14 protein-coding genes are annotated in these 12527 nt (G+C 34.8%); all 14 read right to left on the bottom strand.

The features are described from left to right. Positions 1 to 60: 60 nt before the first annotated feature. A complete protein-coding gene (locus WC460_04055; protein ID MFA5188507.1) occupies positions 61 to 1632 on the bottom strand; it encodes an L-histidine N(alpha)-methyltransferase in 1572 nt (523 codons plus the stop codon). Between the two features lie 194 nt (positions 1633 to 1826). After that, positions 1827 to 2300, bottom strand: coding sequence for an SH3 domain-containing protein (locus tag WC460_04050; protein ID MFA5188506.1), 474 nt, complete (start codon positions 2298 to 2300; stop codon positions 1827 to 1829). Positions 2301 to 2411: 111 nt separating this feature from the next. Continuing rightward, the gene (locus tag WC460_04045) at positions 2412 to 2705 is read right to left on the bottom strand and encodes a hypothetical protein (GenBank protein ID MFA5188505.1); all 294 of its coding nucleotides are present in this window, start codon (positions 2703 to 2705) and stop codon (positions 2412 to 2414) included. 110 nt (positions 2706 to 2815) lie between these two features. Further along, entirely contained in the window at positions 2816 to 4210 is a 1395-nt protein-coding gene (locus tag WC460_04040) for a hypothetical protein (GenBank protein ID MFA5188504.1), read from the bottom strand. Positions 4211 to 4292: 82 nt separating this feature from the next. Further along, a complete protein-coding gene (locus tag WC460_04035) occupies positions 4293 to 4712 on the bottom strand; it encodes a hypothetical protein (protein ID MFA5188503.1) in 420 nt (139 codons plus the stop codon). A gap of 51 nt (positions 4713 to 4763) precedes the next feature. Then, on the bottom strand, positions 4764 to 7172 hold the full coding sequence (gene pheT, locus WC460_04030; GenBank protein MFA5188502.1) for a phenylalanine--tRNA ligase subunit beta: 2409 nt from the start codon (positions 7170 to 7172) through the stop codon (positions 4764 to 4766). Position 7173: 1 nt separating this feature from the next. After that, positions 7174 to 7512, bottom strand: coding sequence for a hypothetical protein (locus WC460_04025; GenBank protein ID MFA5188501.1), 339 nt, complete (start codon positions 7510 to 7512; stop codon positions 7174 to 7176). Positions 7513 to 7519: 7 nt separating this feature from the next. Further along, the gene (locus WC460_04020; protein MFA5188500.1) at positions 7520 to 7720 is read right to left on the bottom strand and encodes a hypothetical protein; all 201 of its coding nucleotides are present in this window, start codon (positions 7718 to 7720) and stop codon (positions 7520 to 7522) included. A gap of 21 nt (positions 7721 to 7741) precedes the next feature. After that, a complete protein-coding gene (locus WC460_04015; GenBank protein ID MFA5188499.1) occupies positions 7742 to 8380 on the bottom strand; it encodes a hypothetical protein in 639 nt (212 codons plus the stop codon). 4 nt (positions 8381 to 8384) lie between these two features. Continuing rightward, positions 8385 to 8663 carry a hypothetical protein gene (locus tag WC460_04010; GenBank protein ID MFA5188498.1) on the bottom strand — a complete coding sequence of 93 codons (279 nt, stop codon included), beginning with the start codon at positions 8661 to 8663 and terminating at the stop codon, positions 8385 to 8387. A gap of 100 nt (positions 8664 to 8763) precedes the next feature. Beyond that, positions 8764 to 9789 (bottom strand): phenylalanine--tRNA ligase subunit alpha, encoded by a 1026-nt coding sequence (gene pheS / locus WC460_04005; GenBank protein ID MFA5188497.1) that lies wholly within the window; start codon positions 9787 to 9789, stop codon positions 8764 to 8766. A 6-nt stretch (positions 9790 to 9795) separates the two neighbouring features. Continuing rightward, positions 9796 to 10203: a hypothetical protein gene (locus tag WC460_04000; GenBank protein ID MFA5188496.1), complete on the bottom strand. Its 408-nt coding sequence runs from the start codon at positions 10201 to 10203 to the stop codon at positions 9796 to 9798. Between the two features lie 36 nt (positions 10204 to 10239). Next, positions 10240 to 11349 carry an RIP metalloprotease RseP gene (gene rseP, locus WC460_03995; GenBank protein ID MFA5188495.1) on the bottom strand — a complete coding sequence of 370 codons (1110 nt, stop codon included), beginning with the start codon at positions 11347 to 11349 and terminating at the stop codon, positions 10240 to 10242. Positions 11350 to 11696: 347 nt separating this feature from the next. After that, entirely contained in the window at positions 11697 to 12500 is an 804-nt protein-coding gene (gene murI / locus WC460_03990) for a glutamate racemase (protein MFA5188494.1), read from the bottom strand. Positions 12501 to 12527 lie beyond the last annotated feature (27 nt).

The raw sequence follows: 12527 nt of genomic DNA, 5'->3' as shown, positions 1-12527 counted from the left end.
CCTTGAAGTTAAGGATCCTTCACTTCGTTCTGGATGACACGTGGACGGTTTGTCTTTTTTTTATTTCCCTTTCCTCAACACAGCCAACTCATATTGATTCTTCTCATCCAAAAAAGTTTTCTCAACATCCAAACCAGCGCTTTGCGCTAATTTGGCCAATTCACCCACCTCATATTTTTGCGAGACAAAAATTGTTAAATTTTCTCCCTGCTTAAAATCAACCCCTTTAACCTGTAAATCTTCTTTAATTTTAACAATGGCTTTAATCTGCCTATTTTTTTGGTCAGCAATTATTTCTAAATCAATTTTAGCCAAAGGAAAGCCAATATTCTCAACTGCAGTTAAAAACACTTCCCTGCCGCTTTTTGACTCATAACTTTTTAATATCTCTTGCCAATCGCTTTTTAAATGAATGCCAACCATTAAATAATCAGCCGCAGTCATGGCCTGATTTATATTTTTCAAAAGTCCTTTCTGATAATTTTCATCCCCATTACCCAGGGTGTTGCCGAGCAAAGTAAAAAATTTAGAGCCGATCTCTAATTTCCCGGCCATTGGCTTTGTAAAATCTAAAATTTTACCTTCAACCTTAACCTTGGGATTATTTATATTCGCCGCAGCTGCAAAAATCATGGCCGGATTTATATCAATTGGCACATACTCAACTTCTTCTTGTGTTTCTAGCTGTTTTTCTAAAAGTGGAATAACTTTCAAGGCATTTGCCGGGCCTAAATCATAGATTGTTCTCTTATTAATAAAAGGCACTAATTTGTCCAAACTTTTTTTCATCAGTTGCAATTCAAAATTAGACAATAGGTTTTCCTCGCTCTTTAAATATTCCAAATATTTTTCCGCACCAGCACCTAAATAAAATATTTTTTCATCAAATTCCCTCTTTTTTAAACCTTCAATAATTTCCGCCTCTCTTGCCTGGTCAATTTCCCTGGAAATTTCAGTCTCCAAGCGAAATTCTAAATTAGCCACATTCTTATCAACAGCAGCAAGCGGATAACATTTTTCCCAGATATATTTTTTTATTTCTTTAAAAATATCAGGCAAAGCGCGTCGCAGAGCTTCCTGCCCCAAGGAACGAGCAAAAGGGAAACTTATATCCAGTTTATTTTTCTTAATATTTTTTTCAATTTGCTCAATTATTTCATCTGCGCCCTCGCGAGTTTCCCAAGGTTTTTTTTCATCAAGCAAAGCTATATCTAATGTAAAATATGTTTTCTCAGGCGTTAAACTTTCTTCGGACAAAACAGCTTTCCATTTGTAAGCCTCGGGCTTTGCACCAAAAACTGGTCCGCTTAAATCAATCTGGCCATTAATAGTTTCTACTGTTTTAGCGGGAAAATTGCCAAAGGCAGAATACTTTTCCCATAAGCCCTTTCTTTCCCTTGAACCTTTGACAATAGAGTCTATATTAATGCCATGAATTTTAAAATCCTCAAAATTTTCCCAGCCCATTTCCTGCAATTTTACTAAAGCCTTTTTTCTTTTAGCAATATTTTTAACTGATTCGGCAACTGATTTGTCAGAAGTTGACTCTAAAAGTGCCCAATATGAAAAAGCCTCCTTTTTATCTTTTAAAGGTTTCTCTTTTTCCTCAAATTGCGGCATTTTTTCAAGCATATTTTAAAATTTAGCTTATCTTGAGTTTAATACAATTTAGTGAAAAATTCAAACGTAATAGGGATAATTGGGTTATTAGGTAATTTGGCTATTAGGTTATTAATATGGGAAATATTCGTATATTAGTAACAAATTAGTAAATTAGTATCCCAATTAAAAAAGGGCAAGGATTTCTCCTCGCCCTTTGATGCTGATTATTGCGGTTCAGCAATCGGTTCCACGCTTAATTGCATGTAAAGTAGCGTGCACCATTTGCCTTGCCATTTCCCTTCTTTAATTCTGGCCCATTTCTTCTCAATGCGGTCAATTTTGATTACTTCGCCGCCTTTTAGGTAGCCAACGCTTTTGAATCGCACAGAAGGGCCTTCGCGCACGTGAACAGTGGCATAGCTATACATCTGGCCAGAAACAATGACTCCTTTTTGAATGAGCACATCCAACTTTTTGCCCAGCTCTTCCACTTTGCGGCTGTTTTTACTGATGGCCTTATTCAAGTCAGAGATTGCAGCCATAGCCTCCTGATGGTTCTTTTGCATGGCACTCATTTCTTCTTGGTGGAATTGAGTTACCTTGGCATCAAGGCTGTCAAGCTTCTGATAGACTTTCTTCAGACAGGCGCTATTCAGCAAAAGGCTCAGACAGATTGTTAAAATCACAATTTTTTTCACTACATGGCACCTCCTTTAAATTTGCCTTTATTTTAGGCAAAAAAATTAAAAAAGTCAAGCATCAAAAAAACACCCCGCGTAGCGGAGTGCTTAAAAAAATATGTAAAATAATTATTTCTTTTTCTTGCTTTTCTTTTCTCCCCTTCTTTCTCTAAAATATTCAGCCAAATTGGAAACGGTCTCAACTAATAATTTCATATGGCTGGAAGTATGCTCTAATTTTTCTTTTAGCGCCACGATCAAACCTTCAACTAATTCAATTTTCTTTCTCACATCAGCAATTATTTTTTTAAACTCGCGCAAAATCATGGCCATAAAATAAATTGCCCAGCACAGAAAAACTGTAAACAACAGAATACTGAAAGAAAGAATGAGATAAAAAATGTCTTTGGAGGTTGAAATCATAGATGCAGTTATAAAGTTAAAAGTATAAAGTTTATAAAGTTTTCGTTGCGTTGTTTAATCTTTATACTTTATAAACTTTAAGAACTTTCTACTTGTTTAAGTATAGCATTTTATTTTTTCTTTACCAAATAACGCAAAACAATAATTAAAATTATGGCTAAAACAGCCAGGCCAATTGCCACAATATTTAACGGGCTTATACTGCTTTTGGCCGCAACCTTACCTGGTGTCGGCGGCAGATATTGGATAATCTTTGTTATCTTGTTAATTTTGCCGTATTCGCTTTGCGCCTGGGCTTCAATTAAATTCGGCCCTTCCAATAAGGCAACTGAAAAAGTGAATTCCCCTCTTTGCTGATCAATAGTCGGCTTAATATCTGTCAGCTCTTTGCCGTTTAAAGAAATTTTAATAATCGCTTTTGGATCAGAAATTCTGCCGGTAAAAGTTGATAAATTGCTGGCTTTATTTATTTCCTGATTGTCTGCTATATAAAGTTCAAAATGCGGCACTAAACGATAAGACCCGGCTTCCTTGATAGTAAAGGCAACCTGAGACTTATTATCAATAATATAAGAGCTATAATTTTCCAATTTATCTTTGGTTATTACCTCATTATCATCTTTCAAAACATCCGGATCCCAGACAAAAGGCAAATCATAATAAGTAAGTTCCAAGGGCACTTTGAAATAATCCATTAACTGTTTATCAACTTTGAAATACAAAATATCAAAAGTCATATAGGCTGTGAAGTTCTCAATAAAAGAAATGGCCTGAGGCTTAGAAAGATCTATTGGGCCTTTAAATGTAACTTTTATTTTGCCTAATAAATCCAAAGTGAAATCTTCAACCTTGGTCGGATCCTTAATTTCCCGCAGCTTTGTAGTCTTAGCTCCGGCTTTATAAAATAATTCATTGATTATAACCTGCTGGATTTGTTCCGGCTCTTGATTCGTATTTTCTGCTGTTGCCGTAGCTGGAATTAAATTTTCTTCATTTAATGCTAAGGCCGGCTCAAGATTAATTAATTGTTCGCCGGTTGAAAAAGCCAAGGTCATATTTGGATATTTGGAACTAAAAATATTAATAAAATTTAGGCCTGTTTGCCCGGCTTGGTCAGAATTTTTAACCTTGCTCAAGGCAAATGTCACTCTTGTATTAGCTTGGATTTGCACTGGATCCTTAAAGTAATAGCGCACATCATCACAATTTGACACGCAACTGGGATTGCTTTTACCCACAATTGCTGTGCCCCCGGACAAACCAGAGACTGACAAACTAGCCTGGCTTAAATCTGGCGCATAACCGCCGAAAGAAATTAGGACATGACCGACTGGGGTTGTAGCGGGTAAAGTAAAACTAATATTCCAGGTTGCCAGACTACTAGCGTTTTTTGGCTCAATGCTCAGAGTAACATTATTTAAACTTGTGACAGCATTTGCTGACCTTAAATTTAAAAACAAACTTGCCACTAATAGCAGCAAAAATATTTTAAATAAATTTTTCATGGTAATTATTAGACCTGCCTGCCCTGCCTACCGGACAGGCAGGCGGCAGGCAGGATAAAAATCCCGATTGGCTCGGGATTAATTAGGCAATATTTAATTTCAGCTTCATGTCTTTAATTTCTTGGCTGTGATCCTCAACTTCTTTTTCAATCCTTTTTACCCACGCATGAGTAAAAACACGATCTTCATCAAGTCGTTTTAAAATTGTAATCATTTGCTCCTGATTATTTGCAATATTCTTTACGTCAGTTTTAAGCGTTTTAACGTCTCCACAAAGAGGCTTCAACAATTCGTCGTGTTCTATTAATTTTTTTGCATGATTATCTAGTTTAACATCAATAGATCCTAATTTTATTGCATGATCTTCCAGCTTTGTATCAATGGATTCTAATTTTCTTGCATGATTATCTAATTTTACATCATGCTCATCCAATTTACCTAAAATTGCGTCAAATTTCTGGTCATGTTGCTCTAATTTTTGTAAAATTTTATCTTCTGGCATATTTTAATATTATGTTTCTATTATAATTTAAATAAAACTCAAAGTCAAAATTTATTGCCTTATTTGGGCATTAAATTTTTCTGCCAGAATTTTTAGAACTTTCTGCTGAATAATCTGCACTTCTGCCATGGTCAATGTTTTGTCATCAGAGCGATATACAATCCTAAAAGCAATTGATTTATTGCCTTCAGGGATTCCCTTACCTTCAAATACATCAAAAATCTTCACTTCTTTAATTAAATCTTTTTCTACGCCAATTACTGCCTGCCTAACCTCTGCCCACAAAATTTTCTTTGAAACAATCATGGAAATGTCCAAATCAATGCTAGGAAATTTAGGTATAGGCTGATAAATCATTTCTTCATTATAAAAATTAACGAGTTCGCTCAAATTCAAAGAAAAAATTCCCACTTTATTTTTTATATAAAAATTAGCGCCAATGCTTGGATTTAATTCAGTTATTAAGCCCACGATTTTATTGGCGATTAAAATTCTAAGGGATCTTTTTGAATTTCCCCAGGGCATGGCCATTGGCGATTTGGCCAGCTTATAATCAAATCTTAATTGCTTTAAAATTATTTCAGCAATATTTTTAGCCGCATAAAAAGGCGTGTCATTGCCTTTTTCATAAATTAGGCCGCTAATATATTTTTCCTGCAAAGGCAGGCGCTTGCTGCCCTGATCGGAAATTTTCTCGCCTTTTTCTTCTTTCAAATAAATTGACCCGACTTCAAATATTTTTATTTCCTCAAAAAATCTGGCATTCAAACCGACATTTTCCAAAAGATTGGGCACTAAAGAAGTTCTCATATATCCGGCTAAGGAAGACAGCGGATTTGCAACTTTAATATGATCAGCCTGATCCAGACCAGCATTTTTTATTTGTTCTTCGCTGTTAAATGAATAATTATAGACTTCGGTCATGGCCAGGCCACAAGCCATAATATTCTTAATTTTTCTTTCCAGTTCCCTTTCTTTATTTACTTCTGGCCGTTCCATGGCAACCATGGGCATATTGATCTGTAAATTATCATAACCGAAAATTCTCGCCACTTCTTCCACAATATCTTCGGGAATAGAAATATCTTTGGTCGCTCGCCAAGATGGCACTAAAATTGAGAGCCCGTCTTTTTGTTTTTTAATCCCAAATCCCAAGCTTTCTAAAATATCAATGATTTTTTTAGGTTCAATTGCCTGACCAATTTTTTTATTTAAAAATTCAAAGTTTACTTTAATCGGCCCCTGATTCAGACCGAATTTCTTTACGTCTTCAATTTTAGAAACCACCTTAGCTTTAGGGCAAATCTGCAAGATTAATTCAATGGCTTTTTTTATGCCTAATTCAGTGATATTAGGATCTAATGATTTTTCAAACCTGATTGAAGCTTCTGTCCTTAAATTTAATTTGGCTTCAGTTTTTCTGATTAAAACATGATCAAAATTAGCTGATTCAATAATTATCTTTTTAGTCTTATTATCAATTTCAGTATTGGCTCCGCCCATTACCCCTGCAATCGCCACTGGTTTTTTGGCATCGGCAATGACTAACATATATTCATCCAATTTTCTCTCCTGATCATCTAGAGTTTTAATTTTTTCACCTGCTTTGGCAGTTCTGACAATGATTTTATGCCCTTCTAATTTATCATAATCAAATGCATGCAAAGGCTGGCCGATTTCCATCATCACATAATTTGTTATATCAACAATATTATTAATCGGCCTCATACCAATGGCGCTCACTCTTTTTTTCAACCATTCCGGCGATTCAGCGATTTCAATCCCTTCCAAAACAACTCCCATATACCTCGGGCATAATTTATAGTCCTCAACTTTAATATCTAATCGTTTGTCACCCTGAGCCTGTCGAAGGGTGACCTTGTACTCTTTCAATTTTTCACCAAGTATTGCTCCCACTTCCCTAGCCACGCCATATTGCGACCACAAATCTGGTCTGTGGCTTAATGATTTATTATCTATTTCATAAATAACATCATCTAAGCCTAAAACCTTTGTTAATGGCTCTCCAATTTTGGCTTTTTTATCAAGGATCAAAATTCCTGAATGATCTTTACCCAAACCTAACTCATCTTCAGCACAAAGCATGCCTTCTGATTCCTCACCGCGCACTTTTACTTTTTCTATTTTCATACCATTTGGCAAAACAGTACCCAGAGTTGCGACTGGAATTTTTTGTCCTTTGGCAATATTTGGCGCCCCGCAGACAATGTTTAATTTCTTTGAACCGATATCAACCACTGTTAATTGTAATTTATCAGCATTAGGATGCTTTTTTACTTCCAAAATCTCACCAACCACAACACCTTTAAGACTTTCCTTTTGGTCAGTAAAACTTTCTACTTCAGCCATGGCCATGGTCAATTTCAAACCTAAATCTTTCGCGCTCAATGAGTCCGGTATTTTAACAAAATCTTTTAACCAATTGCGGGAGATGTACATATTATTTTGATGGTATTATATAATAATTTTCTAAATCCTTTACTTTTTTATTTAAATTTTCAAAATCTGATCTTAATAGATTTTGTTCGGTTTTAATTTCGGTCAACTTATTGACTAATTCCCATTCAGGTCTAGTAGAATTTTTATAATCAATCCACAAAGAACATAAAATTGATATTGTCATTACTAATAAAACAATTCCAACAGCATAAATTAGATCCCTCGTTTTTTTATCAAATCTTTGTTCAAGATCAACCGCTAATTTATTAATATCATCTTTATCGGCTTTTTCCTCCATAAACTTTTTTACGTCGTCTGGATTATTAAAATCTATAGGCATAAATTTATTATTCGGGTAATTTGATAGAATTAGGATACTTGGTTTTTAACAAACGTGCCACTTCTTTTCTTATTTCATTCAATTGCACGATCGAAGGTAGAACCCCTTGATTATTTGCCATAAATTCAATAACTCTCTCTAAAACGTTAATTCTAAATTCATTTTCTATTATTTGGCTTGAATCTACTTCACCGAATTTTATTCCCATATATTTATAATTAAAATTTTATTATTGAGGTTTTATTGTGCCCAGAACCACATAATAAAAAGCCCGCCTTAAGCCTTCAAAAATAAGTGTTATTATTACATTACCTATAAAGAAATACATTAAAAAGTAATTGAATGTAAAAATTGGCATTATATCAAACATCTTAAAACTAAAATCTAAATATTTTGCTTTATCAGTCCCGAATATTTTACTCGTTTGTTGTTTATACTCATTATATTCAGGTAGAAGTATATCTTTTTGCTCTTGGGATAATGAATTTTCATTACCAATGAATCCATATTTATTTAATAATTCTCCCAGCTTTTGCGAATCATAAATATTAGCCTCCCTTTTGGGATAACAGGCACTCACAATATCTTCAGCCTTGTAAGAGTTATATCCCTTAAAAAACTCCTCATAGTCAAATTGTCCATTTGTAAAATCATCTACGCTCAGATCTAGCCCGATACTTTGAGCTGTAAAATTTGTTTTAGCCCCTAAATTACATTGTATTATTGTTTGTTTCTGATCTACATGCCTAACTCCATTATAAAAAACAAAAATATTATAGCCAATTAAAACAATTATAAAAACTAAAATAAAAATAACCTTTATTAGCCTATACCACCCTTTTGAATTTAATTCAGATATTGTTTTCATATTTTTATTTAACCCACTTAGAAATTAAATGTTTTTTTCTTGTGCCTGACTTTTTTAAGTCCACAACTACATCCCTTAAAGAAAGTGCTAGCCAAACCAGATTTAAGATTAAAAACGGATAACTTGCCAGAATAATGGCATAAGTCACCAAAAGCAAACTGCCAATCGCATTAACCAAATCATAAATTAAATAATCTTCTTGCCATTTATGCAATTGATTCATGATAAAAGCGATCAGAATCAACAAAGCGCCTAAAGAACCGATTATTATGGTCAAATCCATATTTATGTTACTAATTTAACGAATGTTTACTAATAATACTAATTGTAAATGGATGAAATATTAGTATTATTTGTATTAAATTAGTATATTAGTATCCTATTTAAAACTGATTTAAAAACCTCAAATCTCCACTTTGTAATAACCGTATATCATCAATCTTGTATTTCATCATAACTAAACGAGTCAAACCCAAACCAAACGCAAACCCAGTCCATTTTTTTGGATCAATGCCTCCGGCTTTTAATACATTGGGATGGACCAAACCAGAACCGACGAATTCAATCCAACCGCTCTGTTTGCAGATGGGGCAGCCCTTACCCTGGCAAATCAAACAGCCAAAATCCAATTCAAATCCCGGCTCCACAAAAGGAAAATAACCGGGCCGTAATCTTACTTTTACTTCTTTTTTGAAAATCGCAGATAACATTTCCTTCATCACGGCCACCAAATGAGTGATAGCAATATCCTTATCAATCATTAAACCTTCCAGCTGATAAAAAGTGTGATCATGAGAGACATCAGTCGCTTCATTACGGAAAACCCGACCTGGGACTATGCAACGTAAAGGTGCACCATATTTTTGCATAGCCCTAATTTGCACGGGAGAAGTTTGCGTGCGCAAAACTAATTTATCTTTTGATTCAATATAAAAAGTATCCTGGGAATCACGTGCCGGATGCCAAGTCGGAATATTTAAAGCTTCAAAATTATAATAATCAGATTCTAATTCCGGCCCGTCCAAAATCATAAAACCCATTGATTTAAAAATATCCTCTAATTCCATTTGAACCTGCGTTAAGGGATGCAAATGTCCCAATTTATATTTTTCAATTTCCAAAGTCACATCAATAAAATCCCTGTCCAAATCTGAATCTGATTCCATACCTAAATCAGCCTGCTTTTTCTGCAAAGCATTATTAATTTCAACTTTAACTTCATTTGCTAAAGCTCCAAGTTTAGGACGCATATCCTCAGACACATCTTTTAAATCTTTCAAAAGTTTGGCCAGTTCCCCGCTTTTTCTGGAAAAATATTTATTCTCAATTTCTTGCCACTCTTTTGAATTTCTAACTCCCTCAATTTCTTTCAAAGCCTGCCCTTTAAGTTTTTTAAGATTTAACTCCATAAATATTTATTTCCTTTCGAATTCTTGAGATATTTTTTTCCAAAGATTTTGCAGTTCAGGTTGGTTGTCAAGATAGTGACTATTAATAAACGCAACCAGATTTCTATATAAATTTCTCCTAAATTCCCTGTTTAAATTTTCTTTTTGTTTCTTTGCTTCTTCCGCAGTGCTTCCAAACCACATTGTCCCTTTTTCTATTACAGGATATTTTAAATTTAGGTAATCACCGATAAATTGCCTGATTTCTTCAGGTGTTTTTAAATTGTTTACAGCTACAAAAAGTTCATCATTCTCAGGATCTAATTTATGCATCTTATCAACCATACTTTCAAAATGACCTTTTTTTGATTCTTTCCATTTTTTTATTGCCTCAGCTTGTTCAGTAGTAGGTTTAATAATCTTTGCTCTTTCCATAATAAAACGATTTTATTTTTTAAATAAATATTTACATTATTGAAAAAACCCGCTAAAAATTTTACCAAAGTTCACATAGCGCATCACATCCTGAAAAGTTATAACAACGATCAAAAGCATTAGTAACGCAAATCCAATGGTGTGAATAGCGCTTTCAATTTTTTGGCTAATGGGTTTTCTTCTGATTTTTTCAATTGCTAAAAATAAAAGTCTGCCGCCATCAAGAGCAGGGAAAGGAACAAAATTTATTATCGCTAAATTCAAAGACAAAAGCGCGGTAAACTGCAGTAAATAAATAAAGCCCAATTTGGCGACTTGGCCAGTTAAAACTGCAATACCTACCGGACCTGAAACCTGTACTCCAACCGGCTTACCGATCACTAAATTTTTAATTATATTATAAAAAGCTAAGACAAATTGCTCTGTTAAAATTCCTGTTAAAACAAATCCATGGCCAATTGCGCTAAAAAAAGGATAAGTGACAATGCCTGTTTCTACTAAGCCAATGCCAATCCCACCCTTGCCCTGGCCAATATCAACCACGCTTATTTCTTTAGCCAATGCTTCCTTGCCACGCATAATGTCATAAGTAACTTGTTGGCCAATCTTGCCAGAAGTATAATCAATTAAGTTTTTTACGCTGATTATCTTTGAGCCATCTACTGATTGGATAACATCTCCGACTTCAATCCCTGCTTCTTTGGCCGGCATATTATCTAAAACTGAAACAACCTGAATTTTATAATTTTTTACAATGCCTTGATCCAAAGCCTGTTGGTCAACTGCCTGTGGCAAGCCAACCATAAAACCAACTGAAAGCAAGACAGCGCAAAGCAAAAAGTTCATGGCTACGCCTGCAGTTAAAACAATGGCCCGGCGCCACGGCTTTTTAGCCCCAAAGCTGTCTGGCTCGTTCTTATTTTCACCATCTTCGCCTTTTATCTTGCAAAAACCGCCCAAAGGTATGGCATTAATTGAATAAACAACTCCGTCCTTGCCCTTTTTACTCCAAATCTTTGGCGGGAAACCAAAGCCAAATTCTTCCACTTTCATGCCTAATTTTCTGGCTGAAATAAAATGCCCGAATTCATGGACAAAAACCAATACCCCCAGAATAATTATAAAAATCAATACAGTGACAATCATGTATTTTTTTAAAAATAATTAAGACTTATGCTTTAATTTTAGCGTAAATGAAAATAAATATCAAATAGGCAATTGGATTGTTCCTACAGGAGACTTTGTCCCCGTGAGGTAACTAGATCATCAAGGAACATTTCTGGAATGAGTAAGGAATCCGATTCCTAAGTACATTCTGAAGTTCCCTATTTTAAAATCTGAGTTCGGAATCGGATTCCGAATAAATCTTTTTCCCGTGTTTCCCTTTTACTTACGCGGACATGGCCTTGCCAAAGCGGGCGAAAAATCCACTGTAGGTGTGAGCTAAGAGGTTCGACCTCCAAATTGGAGGTCGAACCTCTTTTTGACCCTACTCACAATTCCACCTTTTCAAACTCAATCCCCTTACCAAACCATTTTTCCCCCAATTCCTGATAATGTTCTGCAAAATCAGTGACAAGAAATTTATATTGAGAATTTTTTTCCAATTTATTTTCAATTTCCGGATGTCTACTTAAATAATCTGCCAAAGAATCTGCCACAATCTGTCCAGAATTTAAAACTTTTGTTTTCTTTCCCATTATTCCCTGGATTTCCTTAAACAAAATCGGATAATGAGTGCAGCCCAAAATTAAAGTATCAACCTGGGAAAATTTCAATGGTTTTAAATATGAGCGCAAAATCTTTTTTGTCTCTGGCCTTTTTTCCCAGCCTTCTTCAATCAAAGGCACGAGTAATGGACAAGCTTGCTGGATTACCTCCAATTGTGGATTTGATTTTTCAATTTCCCGAATATAAGCTTGAGAATTTACAGTAGCCTTAGTGCCAATTACTCCTATTTTATTTTTGGCAAATGCGACAGCCGTTTCAACTACTGGCCGAATCACGCCCAAAACTCGACGGTCAAGATAATTTAAGGGTAACCATTGCTGCTGGATTTTTCTCAAGGCCTTAGCCGAAGCAGTATTGCAGGCAATAATAATTAGCTCACAATCCTGCTTAAATAAAAAATCAACTGCCTGTTCAGTGAATTTATAAATTACATCTTGGGAGCGGTTGCCATAGGGAGTCCTCGCATTATCGCCCAAATAAATATAATCATATTGAGGCAGTTTTTTTATAATTTCATTTAAAATAATAAGACCTCCGAGCCCGGAGTCAAAAATTCCTATTTTCATAATAATAAATTCAAAATTTAAAATTCA

The organism is Patescibacteria group bacterium, from assembly GCA_041651155.1.
Lineage (GTDB): Bacteria > Patescibacteriota > Patescibacteriia > CAIXNZ01 > CAIXNZ01 > JAPLYF01.
This window is presented reverse-complemented; position numbering and strand designations above follow the sequence as displayed.